Annotated in this window: 13 protein-coding genes and 1 pseudogene; 1 reads left to right on the forward strand and 13 read right to left on the reverse strand. The window is 75.1% G+C overall.

The genetic code is table 11. The annotated features are described in order from the left end of the window. Positions 1–211: hypothetical protein (locus O4J56_RS08530; protein WP_270684940.1), on the forward strand; the 211-nt coding region annotated here is incomplete at its 5' end. Positions 212–525: 314 nt separating this feature from the next. On the opposite strand, the gene O4J56_RS08535 is transcribed toward O4J56_RS08530, so the two are convergent. The 13 genes and pseudogenes from O4J56_RS08535 to hisI all read right to left on the reverse strand — a co-directional run bounded on the left by O4J56_RS08535 (position 526) and on the right by hisI (position 13,815). Beyond that, positions 526–1,590, reverse strand: coding sequence for a hypothetical protein (locus O4J56_RS08535; RefSeq protein ID WP_270684942.1), 1,065 nt, complete (start codon positions 1,588–1,590; stop codon positions 526–528). Positions 1,591–1,716: 126 nt separating this feature from the next. Then, positions 1,717–2,892, reverse strand: coding sequence for a hypothetical protein (locus tag O4J56_RS08540; RefSeq protein ID WP_270684943.1), 1,176 nt, complete (start codon positions 2,890–2,892; stop codon positions 1,717–1,719). A 417-nt stretch (positions 2,893–3,309) separates the two neighbouring features. Further along, a pseudogene (lgt, locus tag O4J56_RS08545) lies at positions 3,310–4,431 on the reverse strand (prolipoprotein diacylglyceryl transferase); the annotation flags it as partial. 10 nt (positions 4,432–4,441) lie between these two features. Next, positions 4,442–5,473: a DsbA family protein gene (locus O4J56_RS08550; protein WP_270684945.1), complete on the reverse strand. Its 1,032-nt coding sequence runs from the start codon at positions 5,471–5,473 to the stop codon at positions 4,442–4,444. A gap of 112 nt (positions 5,474–5,585) precedes the next feature. Beyond that, on the reverse strand, positions 5,586–6,155 hold the full coding sequence (locus tag O4J56_RS08555; RefSeq protein WP_270684946.1) for a MauE/DoxX family redox-associated membrane protein: 570 nt from the start codon (positions 6,153–6,155) through the stop codon (positions 5,586–5,588). A gap of 416 nt (positions 6,156–6,571) precedes the next feature. Further along, positions 6,572–7,423 (reverse strand): tryptophan synthase subunit alpha, encoded by an 852-nt coding sequence (gene trpA / locus O4J56_RS08560; RefSeq protein ID WP_270684948.1) that lies wholly within the window; start codon positions 7,421–7,423, stop codon positions 6,572–6,574. Then, positions 7,420–8,652 (reverse strand): tryptophan synthase subunit beta, encoded by a 1,233-nt coding sequence (trpB, locus tag O4J56_RS08565; RefSeq protein WP_270684950.1) that lies wholly within the window; start codon positions 8,650–8,652, stop codon positions 7,420–7,422. Before trpB ends, trpA begins: the two co-directional genes overlap by 4 nt. A gap of 483 nt (positions 8,653–9,135) precedes the next feature. Further along, the gene (trpC, locus tag O4J56_RS08570) at positions 9,136–9,942 is read right to left on the reverse strand and encodes an indole-3-glycerol phosphate synthase TrpC (protein WP_270685044.1); all 807 of its coding nucleotides are present in this window, start codon (positions 9,940–9,942) and stop codon (positions 9,136–9,138) included. A gap of 182 nt (positions 9,943–10,124) precedes the next feature. Beyond that, positions 10,125–10,628, reverse strand: coding sequence for a DUF2752 domain-containing protein (locus O4J56_RS08575; RefSeq protein WP_270684951.1), 504 nt, complete (start codon positions 10,626–10,628; stop codon positions 10,125–10,127). A gap of 65 nt (positions 10,629–10,693) precedes the next feature. Further along, positions 10,694–11,269: a CD225/dispanin family protein gene (locus O4J56_RS08580; protein ID WP_270684953.1), complete on the reverse strand. Its 576-nt coding sequence runs from the start codon at positions 11,267–11,269 to the stop codon at positions 10,694–10,696. Positions 11,270–12,314: 1,045 nt separating this feature from the next. Further along, a complete protein-coding gene (locus O4J56_RS08585) occupies positions 12,315–12,713 on the reverse strand; it encodes an HGxxPAAW family protein (RefSeq protein ID WP_270684954.1) in 399 nt (132 codons plus the stop codon). After that, a complete protein-coding gene (locus tag O4J56_RS08590) occupies positions 12,713–13,423 on the reverse strand; it encodes a Trp biosynthesis-associated membrane protein (protein WP_270684955.1) in 711 nt (236 codons plus the stop codon). Before O4J56_RS08590 ends, O4J56_RS08585 begins: the two co-directional genes overlap by 1 nt. Then, positions 13,420–13,815, reverse strand: coding sequence for a phosphoribosyl-AMP cyclohydrolase (gene hisI / locus O4J56_RS08595; RefSeq protein ID WP_270684957.1), 396 nt, complete (start codon positions 13,813–13,815; stop codon positions 13,420–13,422). Before hisI ends, O4J56_RS08590 begins: the two co-directional genes overlap by 4 nt. Positions 13,816–14,007: the final 192 nt, after the last annotated feature.

Here is a 14,007-nt window from a genome sequence, read left to right on the forward strand (position 1 = left end):
CCCCGAGATCAACAAGGAGGGGCACCGGGGATGCGGGCGCCACGAGCGCGGGCGGCCACGCACCCACCCGGTCGCGCCGCCTCCCCGGACCGCGAGGGGCCTGCCGGACGGCAAGCAGGGCCGGGGAACCGCCCTGCTCCGGCCGTCGCCGCCGAGCTCGGTGACCATCCGCACGCCCGGCGGCCGACAGCGCTACCGGGCGGGCCGCTGACCTTCGTCGTCGCCGCCTCCACCCCACACCCCGGCGGACCGCCACCCGGCCAGGGCCCTTGAGCGGGGTACCTTGCTCAGCCGCCCACCCGAGCCGCGAGCGACCGGACGCCCGGCAGGCAGGGCCCGGGAACCGCCCGGCTGTCACCGTCGCCGCCATCTGCGGTGACCATGCACACGCCTGGTGGCCGACAGCGCTGCGGTGCGGGCCGCCGACCTTCGTCGTCGCCGCCAACCATGCCGACCCCCGCACACCACAGGCGGCCGACAGCGCTAAGGCTGCGGCCGCCTGGTTCGTTCCGTCGGTGCTGGGCGTCAGCCGGTACCGGTGCCCGTGCCGGTGCCCGCCCCTTGCTCGGTGCCGGTGCCCTGCTCGGTGCCCGTCCCTGCTCCCTGCTCGGTGCCCGTCCCTGCTCCCTGCTCGGTGCCGGTGCCAGCGCCCTGTTCCGTGCCCGTGCCGGCGCCCTGGCCGGAGTCGTCGAGGCCGGGGCGTTCCAGGTTGACGACCCTCCGGTACAGCGGGTCCTGGTAGCCGCTCAGCGCGATCAGCGGGGCCGTCAGGTCCTCCCGCTGGCTCGGGTCCTCCGAGGACTTGTCCTGTGCCCAGGCCACCAGCAGGTAGTGGCCGCTCACCGACGCCTCGGCCCGGCTGAAGCCCGTGCCCAGCCGGGTCAGCGGGTCCTCGGTGCCGGGGTTGAGGACGAACCCGGGGCTCTCCTTCTCCTCGTCGGTGATCAGCGGCTGCTCCATGGCGTCGGCCACCGCCTGGGAGGCCTCGGCGTCGCGCAGGTTGAACATCACCGCCACACCCACGTAGTCGCCCGAGTCGTAGGCGGCGCTGGCCGCCTGGGTGCACCCGGCGTCCTCGAGCGCCTTCTGCACCGCCGAGCCCCACACCGCCTTCGAGCAGTCCTCGGTCAGCGACTTGGCCTTGAGCTCGAAGACGATGTCCTGGCTGTCGATCTTCTCGTTGCCGCGCTCGAACATCTCCCCCTCGGTGAGGGGGCGCGAGTCGACCTCCTGCGACGGCAGTACGTCGTTGAACTTCTCCGAGTCGTACACCGAGTAGGTCGTGGGCCGGGCCTGCGCCGGGGCCTCCGCGCCCCCGCCCATGAAGGTCCACACCAGCACGCCGACGAGCGCGACCACCGCCACGCCCAGGGCGCCCAGCAGGATCGGCAGCGCCTTGCCGCGCCGCCCGCCCTTCCCGTTCCCGTCGTCTCCGCCCGCGGACCCCGGCCTGCGCCGGGACCCGCCGCCGGAGCGCCGGCGCGGCGCGTCGGCCGCCCCCTCACCGGGGTCGCCTCCGCCGTTCCGCCTGCGCCTGCCGCCCGTGGCCGCCGCGCGGGGGGCCGCGCCTGAGGGATCTGAAGAAGACACCGTGACCTCTCGAATGCCTGAGCCTGCTGCTCGCGTTGTGACGTCCGGGCCGCGCGGTGAACGCGGGGCGCGGCGCCGGTAGGCGCATCCTAGCCGGGATCGCCGGGGCGGCGCCGCGCGGGCGGGTCAGCCCTCCTGCTCCTCCTTGGCGCGGCCGACCTGCTCGTAGACCCACACCGCCGCGTCCATGGCCACCACGTTGACCTTGGCCATCGCGGTGTCCTCCTCCGGCTCCCCCGCGTCGGCGCGGGCCACCCAGTACACGGCCAGGTAGTGCCCCATGACCTGGGTCGACGCCTGGCTGTACCCCTGGTGCAGGCCGTCCACGCCCTGGTCCATGGGCACCAGGAAGCCGACGTCGGTGTCGTGGTTGCGCGGGTCGAGGGTCTTGGCGGCGGCGCTGGAGGCCTCGGAGTCGGACAGGTCGAAGAGCGTGAACTGCGCCACGTACTCCTCGTCGGCGTCCTGGTAGAAGCCGCGGGCCGCGGAGGTGCAGCCGCCGTCGACCAGCGCCTGCCCCACGTCCTCGCCCCACACCCACCGGGTGCAGGTGTCGGTGGCCTCCGCCTCCTGGAGGGTGAGGGTGAGGTCGTCGAGTTCGAGCTTCTCCGCGTCGGACCCGAACACCTTCTCGGCGTCGAGCGGCTTGGCGCCCTCGGGCCGCTCGGCGATGGGGTCGAAGATCTTCTGCTCCTGCGACTCGCCCTGGAAGACGGTGGGCAGGAGGGTGGAGTGGCCGTCCTCCGGCATGGCCATGGCGGGGTCGTCGCCGCCCCCGAAGGAGTTGTCGGTGAACAGCAGCAGGTAGAAGAGCACGCCCAGGAGCACCACGAGGGCCACCCCGCACAGCCCGAGCAGCACGCCCAGCACGGCGGTGCCGCGCTTGCCGGTGCTCTGCTCGGCGAGGGTGTTGACGACCTGGTTGGGGCGGTCGCCCAGGACGCTGACCTTGCGCAGGGCCGTGGCCGAGAACTTGGAGACGGGGTCGACGGTGCCGGGGGCCGAGCGGCGGCCCCGGCGCGGGGGCGCCGCCTCGGCCTTGCCCTTGGCCTTGCGGCCCTTCTTCTTCCTCTTGCCCGCTCTTCGGGCGGGGGCGGCCTCGTCGGCCGCCTCGTCCCCTTCGGGCAGGGCCTCGGGCCCGGGGCCGTCGTAGGCCTCGGGGCCGAGCTCCTCGACCACCTCGCCGGGCCCGGTGTCGACCACGGTGTCCTGCGGTGCGGCGTCGCCGCGGTGGCGGCGGCCGTTCCGGGCGCGGCGCGATCCGCGCGCGCCCGCCCGGCCGGCGGAGTCCGATCTGCTCACGTCGCTAGCTCACTCATCCTCGTCGGCGCCGCCGCGTCCGCGGAGGTTCCGCGGCGGCGCCGGCGGCGCCTAGTCCTCCCGCTTGTTCTCCGCGGGTCCGGTCGCGGCCCCGTCCGTGTCGGACTCGGGGCCGGTCCCGGGGTCGGGGGCCGTGTCGGTCTCGGGGGCCGTCTCGGAGTCGTCGGTGTCGTCCGCTGCGGCCCGGGTCTCTTCGGTTCCGGCCTTCTCGCCCTGGGGCCCACCGTCCGCGTCCTCGTCGGACGCGGACTCCGGCTCGCCCTGGGGCCCACCGTCGGCCGAGGCGTCCCCGTCGGCCTCCGAGGGCCCATCGGCCGGGGCGTCCCCGTTGGCTCGGGCGCCGTCCCGGTCGCCGTCGGGTCCTTCGGGCCCGGCGTCCTCCGCCGAGGCGGCGTCCTCCGCGGGGCCGTCCCCGTCGGGCGCGGCGGTGTCCGGGGCTCCGGCCTCCGCGGGGGCGTCCTCCGCGGGTCGGGCCCCGGCGGCCTCGTCCTCCGGTTCGGGTGTGACGGATTCCTCGCCCGTGTCGGCGCCGGTCGAGCCCGGCTCGTCCGTGCCGGTGGCGGCAGCGGCGCCGGTCCGCCCCTCCTCCCCGTCGGTGGCCGGGTCGGTGTCGAAGACCTGGGTTCCGGCCTCGTGGCCGTAGGGCACCACGCGCGTGGAGAAGCGGTGCATCCACCGCTCCGACAGGACGAAGTAGCCCAGGGCCAGCAGGAACACGACGACCGACGTCCAGTTGTTCAGGCGGAAGCCGAGGATCTCGTTCGCCGGGTCGATGCGCATGTACTCGATCCAGAACCGCCCCACACAGTAACCCATGACGTAGAGCGCGAAGAGCCGCCCGCCGCCGAGCCGGTCGGCGTAGCGCCGCCCCAGCCAGGCCAGGAGCACCGCGAGACCGATGTTCCACAGCGACTCGTACAGGAACGTGGGGTGGTAGGTGCTGAATCCCTCGATGTACCCGGCCGGGCGCCCGTCGGCGGTGGAGATCTCCAGCGCCCACGGCAGGTCGGTCGGGCTCCCGAAGAGCTCCTGGTTGAAGTAGTTGCCCCAGCGCCCGAAGGCCTGCGCCAGCGGGATGGTGGGCGCGATGGCGAAGGAGAGCTTCGACAGCGACAGCCCGCGGCGGCGTGCGCCGAGCCACACGCCCAGCGCGCCCAGCGGGATGGCGCCCCAGATGCCCAGGCCGCCGTTCCAGATGTACAGCGCCTGGATCGGCTCCCGCCCGGGCCCGAAGTACAGCTGGTAGTCGCTGATGACGTGGTAGAGGCGGCCGCCGATGAGGCCGAGGATGACGGCGGGCACCGCCAGGTCCATGATGGTGCCCTTCTCACCCCCCATGGCCGCCCAGCGGCGCTCGGACCAGGCCACGGCCACGATGACGCCGGCCAGGATGCACAGCGCGTAGATGTGGATGGTCAGCGGGCCGATCTCGAACTGGCTGACCGGGGGCGGCGGGATGGCGGCCAGAGTGAGGCCGCCCCCGGCGGCGTCCGCGGTCGCGAGGGTCGCAGGTGTGGTCATCTCGGCTGGTTCATTCCTTGGCGTCGGCGGAGGGCGAGGTGGAGGGGGACGCCCCGGCGTCGCCGCCCGCGCCCTCGCCGTCGCCGCCGTCTTCGGCGTCCTCGGCCGGCGTGGACTGCGGTTCGCCGGGCTCGGCCTCGGCCACGGCGCTGCGGAGGCTGGAGGCAGAGTACATCTCATTGCCCATCTTGGCGCCGTTGAGGTAGACGCTCGGGGTGCCCGCGAAGGCGTTCTCGCCGTCGTAGCGCTGGTTGACCGCGCCGGTGGACTCCAGGATCTCCAGGACGTAGGTGTCGTCGAGGAAGGAGGAGTCCACGCCGTTCTCGTCGCCCCAGGCGATGAGGTCGGTGACCGGCATGGTGTTGATGCTGTCGGCGCCCAGCTCGCCCTGGGCCTTCTCCAGCAGCTCGGGGGCGTAGTCCTGGGCGAAGCGGTCGGCGACCTCCGACTCGGCGTCGACGCGCTCGGCGAAGGCGGGGTCGTCGATGCCGACGTCCTCGCCCCACTGCTTGAGCTCGTCCGGAGAGAAGCCCGGGTCGCCCTCGGCGGGCTGGTTCTCGAACAGCACGTCGTTGTACTCGACGAATTTGCCCGCGTCGGCGGCGGCGCGGGCGGCGGCCCCGCCGCGCAGCGAGTTGGAGCCCAGCGGCTCGCCGCGCAGGGCGAAGATGCTGACCGGGCGGTAGTGCACGATGACCTCGCCCTTGGCGGCCATCTCCTGGATGGCCGAGCCGGTGGCGGTCTCGAACTGCTTGCAGGCCGGGCACTGGTAGTCGGCGTAGATCTCCAGCACGGGCGCGCTCGCGCCGTCCTCGGCCAGGACGACGCTGCCGTCGGTCTGCAGGGCCTGCGGGGGCAGCTCGACCTCGCCGCCGCCGCGGTCGCGCATGAGGACGAAGTAGCCGACCGCCACCACGAGCGCGACCACGACCACCGCGGCGCCCACGACGAGCAGGACGCGGTTGCGCTTGGCCTTCTGCTGCTCCTTGAGGCGCTGCTGCTTCAAACGTTCGCGGGCCTCGCGCCGCGCCGCCTTGCCCATGGGCCGATCACCGTTCTCCGTACTGATGGGTTGTCGGGTCCGTCCCCCGCGGGTGCGGGGCCGTTCTATCAGGTTCGGCGGCGCCCCGGGGGACGCCGCCGGGCGCCGGGCGTCAGCGGTAGAGCCCGGCGAGCCGGTCGAGGGACAGCGGGGAGCGCGGCCAGAGCATGACGATACCGGCCAGCACGACGAAGCCGATGTCGCGGGCGATGTCGACCCCGTAGGCGGTCTCGCCGGGGGCGACCGCGCCGCCGGTGCCGAAGCAGCCGCAGTCGATGTTGAGCCCGCGCGCCCAGGCGGAGGCGATTCCGGCGATGAAGGCCAGCATGAGCAGGCCGGTGGCGGCGGCGACGTAGCGGGTGGCCAGCCCCAGGAGCAGGAGCAGGGCCAGGGCGAACTCCAGCAGGGGCAGCGTGATGCCGATGAACTCGGCGACGCCGGCCGGGAAGAGCTGGTAGGCCTCGACGGACTGGATGGACAGCGCGGGGGGCAGCTTGGTGTAGGCGGCGAAGCCGAGGATTCCGGCGAGGGCGACGCGGCACACGAGGGTCACCCACGGCTGGGCGGCGGCCCAGCGGGCCTTCCACGGAGGGGCGGCGGCGTCCTCGGGCCCGGTGGCGGCCGCGGCCTCGCCGTCGGGCCGGCCGGAGGCGGTGTTCTGCTCGGTGGGACCGGTGTTCATGTCTGGACTTCCCTGTTCGCCTGGGCGGGTGGGCGCGCCGCGGGCCGTGGGCGCCGCCGGGGGCGCGCGGCGTCGCAGCGGAGCCTACTGCATGTGACCGCCCGGAGACCGTTGGTCGCGCAGGTCGCGGCGCGGTGTGCGGCGGCCGGTGCTGGAGAAGCCTATGCCGGTCGGCGCGCCCCGCACGTCCTCTTCCCAGGAAGAGGACTCGATTCTCACCCTTTTCTCACCCGGCCCCGCTCGCGGCCGGGGACCCGCGGCGGGCCCACCGCGGCCTGCGGGAACGGCCGACTCCGGGCCCCTCGCCCCGCCCTCCGCGCGGCCTCGCGAACACGCCACCGCAGCGCCGCGCCTCCACGCCGCCGCACCCCGGTCGGCCCCGCCGCCCCTCGGGCAGCAGGGCCGACCGGTGGGCCTCACCGCCGCCCGGCGCGGGCCCCTTCGGCGAGCTCCTCGGCGAACGCGCCGACCGCTGCGGTGGCCGCGCCCAGGTCGGCGGCGTCCAGCACCCGCTGGCAGAACCCGGCGCCGACGATGACCCCGTCGGCGTACCCGGCGACCTCGGCGGCCTGCTCACCGCTGGAGATGCCCAGACCCACGCAGACCGGCAGACCGGAGTCCCCGATGGCCTGGCGGGTGCGCACCACCAGCTTCTCGGCGGTGCTCGCCACCGCCGCGCGGGTGCCGGTCACGCCCATCAGGGAGGCGGCGTAGACGAAGCCGCGGCTGGCGCCGGTGGTCAGCCTCAGCCGCTCGTCGGTGGAGGAGGGCGCCACCAGGAAGATCCGGTCGAGCCCGTGGGCGTCGGTGGCCTCCATCCACTCCCCCGCCTCCTCGGGGAGCAGATCGGGGGTGATGGCGCCGGAGCCGCCCGCGGAGGCCAGGTCGGCGGCGAAGCGGGCGGTGCCGTACCGGTCGATCGGGTTCCAGTACGACATGACCAGCGCGGCGGCGCCCGCCTCGGCGACCGCCTCGACCACCCGCAGCACGTCGGCGGGGGTGGTCCCGGCGGCCAGCGCCCGGTCGGCGGCGCGCTGGATGGTGGGGCCGTCCATGGTGGGGTCGGAGTAGGGCAGGCCCACCTCGACCACGTCGCAGCCCCCGGCGACCATCGCCCGCACCACCTCGATGGAGGAGGCCAGGTCGGGGAAGCCCGCGGGCAGGTAGCCGATGAGGGCCGCCCGCCCCTCGTCCTTGGCGCGGGCCAGCCCGCGCTGCAGCGGGGTGGTTCCGTCCGCGTCCTGCGCGGTGTTCGGCTGCCCGGTCACTCCTGCTCCCCCTCGTCGTCCATGAGCCCGAAGTAGGCGGCGGCGGTGCCCATGTCCTTGTCGCCGCGGCCGGACAGGTTCACCAGGACGGTCGCCTCCGGCCCCAGCTCCCGGCCGATCTCGCGCGCCCCGGCCAGGGCGTGCGCGCTCTCGATGGCGGGGATGATGCCCTCGGTGCGGCACAGCAGCCGGAACGCCTCCATGGCGTCGGCGTCGGTGACCGCCCGGTACTCGGCGCGGCCGGTGTCGGCGAGGTGGGCGTGCTCGGGGCCGACCGCCGGGTAGTCCAGGCCGGCGGAGATGGAGTGGCTGGGCACGGTCTGGCCGTGCTCGTCCTGCAGCACGTAGGTGCGGGTGCCCTGGAAGACGCCGGGGGACCCGCCGGTGATGGAGGCGGCGTGGCGGCCGGTGGCCACGCCGTCGCCTCCGGCCTCGAAGCCGTACAGCCGCACGCCGGGGTCGCCGATGAACGCGGCGAAGGCCCCGATGGCATTCGAGCCGCCGCCCACGCACGCCGACACCGCGTCCGGCAGCCGCCCGGTGCGCTCCAGCACCTGCTCGCGGGCCTCCCGGCCGATGATGTAGTGCAGGTCGCGCACCATCGTGGGGAAGGGGTGCGGCCCGGCGACCGTGCCCAGCAGGTAGTGGGTGTGGTCGACGTTGGCGACCCAGTCGCGGAAGGCCTCGTTGACGGCGTCCTTGAGGGTGCGGCTGCCGATGGTCACCGGCACCACCTCGGCGCCGAGCATGCGCATGCGGGCGACGTTGAGCGCCTGGCGGCGGGTGTCCTCCTCGCCCATGTAGACGACGCACTCCAGGCCGAGCAGGGCGCACGCGGTGGCGGTGGCCACCCCGTGCTGCCCGGCGCCGGTCTCGGCGATCACCCGGGTCTTGCCCATCCGGCGGGTGAGCAGGGCCTGGCCCAGCACGTTGTTGATCTTGTGCGAGCCGGTGTGGTTGAGGTCCTCGCGCTTGAGGAGGATGCGCGCCCCGCCGCAGTGCTCGGCGAACCGGGGCGCGTCGGTGAGCGGGCTGGGGCGGCCGGTGTAGTCGCGCAGCAGGCCGTCCAGCTCCTCCTGGAAGTCCTTGTCCTCGCGGGCCTTCTCCCAGGCCCGGGCGACCTCGTCGAGGGCGGCGACGAGCGCCTCGGGGCTGAAGCGGCCGCCGTAGCGGCCGAAGTGTCCGGGCGCGCCGCCGGTGGCGGCAGGTCCGGTGGTCTCGGTGGTCATGTCGGGGTCTCTCCTGGCCGGCGCCGTCGGGGGCGCGGCCGAGCCGTGGGTCGTCATCGGGCGGTCGGGGCGCTGGGCCCCGGGGGCGGGCTCCTCGGAGGCGCGCCGGCGGGCGTGTCCGCGGCCGGGGTCGCGGTGTCCGTCCGGCGCGGGCGCCGCTGGGACGTCCGGAGGTGCCGCCCCGGTCCGCGCCGCGGGCCGGCTCGGGTGCGGGCGGCCCCGGTGGGGCGCCGCCGCGCGGGCCGGGTCCGCTGTGAGCGGACCGGCGAGCCGCCGCGTCGCGGGTCGAGCGGTGTCCTGCCCTCGGGGCGGCCGGCGGGCGGTGCCGTGCGGCCCGGCTACCGGCGCGGGACCCGTGCGGCGCCGCCGGTGCCGTCGAAGGCACCGGCGGGGCGGTGGCCGGACGCGCGTGGGCGCCCGGGCGCCGGTTCCCCCCTCAGGGCAGGCCGGGCCATCGCCGGTGCAGCGGTTCCCTGGGCACGGTCATCGGCGGTCCCTCAGGGCGGGGTGGGCCCCGGCGGTGACCAGGTCGGCGACGGCGGTCCGCGGGTGGCGGCCGGTCACCAGGCTCTCGCCGACGAGCACCGCGTCGGCGCCGGAGCCGGCGTAGGCGAGCAGGTCGTGCGGTCCGCGCACACCGGACTCGGCGATCTTGATGCGGTCGTCGGGGATGGCGGGGGCGACGCGGGCGAAGGTGTCCCGGTCGACCTTGAGGGTGGTCAGGTCGCGGGCGTTGACGCCGATGACGGTGGCCCCGGCCGCCAGGGCCCGCTCCACCTCCTGCTCGGTGTGCACCTCGACCAGCGGGGTCAGGCCGAGCGACTCGGCGCGCTCGACCAGCGAGACCAGGGCGTCCTGCTCCAGGGCGGCGACGATGAGCAGCACCGCGTCGGCGCCGTGCACCAGCGCCTCCCACAGCTGGTAGGAGCTGACGACGAAGTCCTTGCGCAGCAGCGGGGTGGGCACGGCGGCGCGCACCGCGGCCAGGTCCTCCAGGCTGCCGCTGAACCGGCGGCGCTCGGTGAGCACGCTGATCAGGCACGCCCCGCCGTCGGCGTAGTCCTTGGCCAGCGCGGCCGGGTCGGCGATGGCCGACAGGGCGCCCTTGGACGGGCTGGAGCGCTTCACCTCGGCGATGACCTGCACTCCGGGCCGGCGCAGGGCGGCGACCACGTCCTGCGGCCGGGGGACGGCGGCGGCCATCTCCTTGAGGCGTTCCAGCGGCGTCTGCGCCTGCCGTGCGGCGAGGTCGTCGCGCACCCCGTCGAGGATCTCGTCGAGCACGCTCACGTGGGCCTGCCCCCTCCAGATAGCTGTCGTCATGGCGTCCGCCGCCGCGGTGGACGCCGGTGGCGTCGGGGCACACGGCGGGAAGGCTCATCGTCCGCGCCCCGGTGTCGTCCGATCGTATCCGTCCCGCGACGGCGGAGGGTCACCGCCCCGCGGATCGGGGCGGGTGCGCCGCGCGGGGCTCAGCCCCAGACGGGAGCGGGGGCGGGCACCCCGCCGGGGGCCAGGAACAGGCCGAAGGGGGTGTTGCGCACGACGGTGTACCCGATGACGACGAGCAGCAGTACCAGGGCCCCGACCGGGCGCAGGCCCCTGGCGGGCGGCACGTCGGGGCGGAAGGACCGGTAGAGCCACCGGCCGTACAGGTAGGCCATGTAGGGGAGGAGCGCCAGCAGGAGGACGTTCATCTGGGCGGCGCCGGCGATGTCGAGGTTGGTCAGCGCGTGCACGGCGCGGGTGGTGCCGCAGCCCGGGCACCAGGTGCCGGTGACGGTGAGCCAGGGGCAGGTCGGGTAGTTGCCCGGCTGGTTGGGGTCGATGGCGTGGACGACCAGGAGCCCGGCCGTTCCTGCGGCGCCCAGCAGCAGGGGCCAGGTGGCGGGGTGCAGGCGCCCGGCGAGGGCGCGGAGGCGCCCTGAGGGGCGCGGTCCGGCGGGCGGGGGCGGTGATGCGGGGCTGGTCTCCACGGGCCGAGTCTAGACGGTGCCGGACGCGGAACGGCGCCGCACCCTCCGGTGCGGCGCCGTGGGCGTCAGTAGCCGTTCATCTCGTCGTCGAGGCTCTCGTTGAGCTCGTCCAGCTCCTCCAGCTGCTGGTCGAGCTCCTCGTCTCCGGTGTCGTACTCCCCGGTGCCGTCGTCGTACCCGGTGCCGTCGTCATAGCCGGTGGTGTCGTCGTACTCGCTGTAGCCCGAGTCGGTGCCGTCGTCCAGCCCCCCGGAGGTGGCGGCGACCCCGAACCCGAGCCCGATGATCCCCAGCGTCATGAGGATGCTCAGCAGGACGCTGAGGACGATGCTGATCCCGAAGGCGATGAAGGACCACTTCTCGAACTTCTTCGCCTTGTCATGGGCGTCGTAGGCGCCCTGGTAGTCCCCCGCCCGCCAGGCGGAGTCGACCTTCAGGCCGAAGATGAGGGCAGGGATGCCCAGCAGCGGGAAAAGGATGATGGCGATGATGAGGCCGGCCATGCCGACCTGCGGCGGCCCGCCCTGGGGCGCGCCGGGGGGCGGGCCGCCGGGCGCGTGCCCGTACGGCGCGCCTCCTGGGGGAGGGCTGTACCCGCCACCGGGCGGAGGAGGGGGCGGTCCGGGGGGTGGATAGCTCATCACTACCTACTTCTCTGTACCTGTGACGCCAACGTGTGAGGGGCCACGGCGGCGCGCCGTCGCGCGCAGGTGTGCGGGGATGGGGGGCCGGCGGTCTCAGGGCCGGGTACGCCGCGTTTCGCCGCAGATCGGTAGGCATCATGCCAGACGAAGGACAGGCCGGACCCCATTTCCGCAGACCCGCGACCACGGTCCGGAGGCGCGCGAGCACGCCTCGCCGCCGAGCGACCCCGGAGATGTGGCGGCGAGGCCTGGGAGAACAGGGACGGGCGGGCAAGCGGCGAACCGAGACCGAAGGCCCCCGCCCCCATGGCCGAAAGCGGCCCTGAGGCACCAGTCACCCCGCACCCGAACGAGCCATATCGGGCGCCCGCGACGGCCGCACCCCACCCCGAGAGACGCCATCCCGGCGATGATCTCACCAAAGGGGCCAGGCAGGGCGCAGGGCCATCTTGAGTGGTGATATCGACACCTGATCCACCAAGAAGCGTCGATTTCACGACACAGGACGCCCAACCCCCTCCCCCACCGCCCGAAATGCCCGACATGCGCCGCCCGGGAGGCCCCCCTCCGCGATGATCTCGGGGAACCCGGGGTTAAACCGGACACAATAACCCCGACTTCCCCGAGATCAACACCAGCGCGCCCCCGCACCGCCGTCCCCTCGTTGATCTCGGGGAAAAGGACGCTAAAACCGCCCCGGTAGCGTCGTTTTTCCCGAGATCATCGCGGAGGGGCCCGGCGCCCGGCAGGCAGGGCCGGGGAACCGCCCCGCTGCTGCCGTCGCCGCCCTCACCAGAAACCACGCACACGCGCCGCGGCCGACGACGCTGCAGCAAGCGCCGCCCACCTCCGTCGTCGCCGCTCTTCCCCGTCCCCGGATACGACCGCGGCCCGCTCCTGGTGGTGGCGGTGCACCACGGGGAGCGGGCCGTGTCGGTCTCTCTCGGGGGCGTGCGCCGTCCCGGCCGTGCGGCCGGCCCGGTCCGCGCCCCCAGCGGTCCGTAGGCCCTCGGGCGGGCCCACCGACCGGACGGGGCGTCGGCTACTTGGCGCCCGCGGTGGCGGGCTCCTTGTCGTCGTCGCCACCCTTCTTGTCCGTCTTGTCCGCCTTCTCGGCCTTGTCCGCCTTCTCAGAGGCCTTGGCGGCCTTGTCGCCCTTGGCGGCCTCGCCGCCCTGCGCGCGCTCGGACTCCCACTGCTCGCGCGTCGGCGGCACCGGGCGCGGCTCCTTGCGGCCCAGGCCGGCCTTCTTCATGACCCCGGCGACGATCGCCAGCACGACGCTGGCCCCCAGACCGAGCCCGGTCCAGACGATGATGTCCCCGCCGAGGATGATGGCGGCGCCGGCCACGGTCCACGCCGCGATCCAGGAGATGGTGAGGAACCACGCGGCGACGGTGTTGCCGTGGTCCTCGTGCTCCTCGTGGTGTGCGTCGGCCATCAGGGCTCCTTCTGTGCTGCCGGTGCGCCCGCCGGTCGGGCGCGGTCACGGTCGGGATCGTCGTTGTCAGGGGCGCCGCCGGCCTCCTCGGCGGACGCGCCGCCCTGGGCCGGGTCGGCGGTGGGGTCCTCTCCGTGGTCCAGCGACCTCCACAGGTCGGCGGGGTCGGCAGGGCCGTTCCGGGAGGTCGCGGCGGAGGCGCCGTGGCGATCGTACCTGCTGCCCATGGCGGGCCAGGCAGGCCCCCGCCACGCGGCGGCGGCGCCGGCGGCCAGCAGGACGGCCCCGCCGAACGCGGCCAGGGCCGGCCACCCCCACTCCACGTGCAGGCCGCCCAGCTCGCCCCGGGCGGTCGTGGCCCGGAGCGCCGCGGCGGCCAGGGAGGACCCGCGGGTGCCGGTCCACACCCCCGCCAGGGCTCCGGCTCCGAAGAGGACCATCAGGACGCCCGCGGCGGTGCGCGCACGGCCGCGGGTGGCGATGAGCGCGGCGACCGCGGCGAGCCCGGCCCACCCCATGGCCGCGACGGCCGGGGCGGCGGTGGCACCGTCCACCTGGACGGGGGCCGCGGCCAGCGGGCCGGGCACCTCGACGTCGCCGCTGGCCCAGGTCTGCCCGGCGGCGGTGATCAGGGCGGCGGCGCCGACCGCGGTGGCGGCCAGGGCCGAGGTGTACTCGCGCTTGGCGCGCGCGTGGTCCGGCCCGCTCACGGCCCGCCCTCCACCGGCAGGGCACCGGCGTCGAAGCAGGTGCGGTCGCCGGTGTGGCAGGCGGCGCCGGTCTGGTCCACCTGGACCAGCAGCGTGTCCCCGTCGCAGTCGAGGGCGACCGAGACGACCCGCTGCACGTTGCCCGAGGTGGCGCCCTTCACCCAGTACTCTCCGCGGCTGCGCGACCAGTAGGTGGCGCTGCGGGTGGTCAGGGTGCGGTGCAGGGCCTCGTCGTCCATCCACGCGAGCATGAGCACCTCGCCGGTGTCGTGCTGCTGCACGACGGCCGGGACGAGGCCGTCGGGGGTGCGCTTGAGGCGGGCGGCGACCTCGGGGGCGAGCCCGCTGGCGGGCGCGCCTGCCGGGCCGCCCTCCGATGGGCGGGCGGTCATGGTGACAGCCTATGTGCGGGTCGGCGCCGCCCGCGGCCGGGTCGGCCTTAGGGCGTGTTGTGTTGATCATGCTCGGCCGCGCGGCGCCCGCGTTCGGCCGCCACCGCGCTCCCACCGGCCGCCTCCGCGTTCTCACCGACCCGCCCCCGCCGCGCTCCCACCGGCCACGCGGCGGGCGGGCCGACGGCGGAC

The organism is Nocardiopsis endophytica (assembly GCF_027706725.1).
GTDB lineage: Bacteria > Actinomycetota > Actinomycetes > Streptosporangiales > Streptosporangiaceae > Nocardiopsis_A > Nocardiopsis_A endophytica.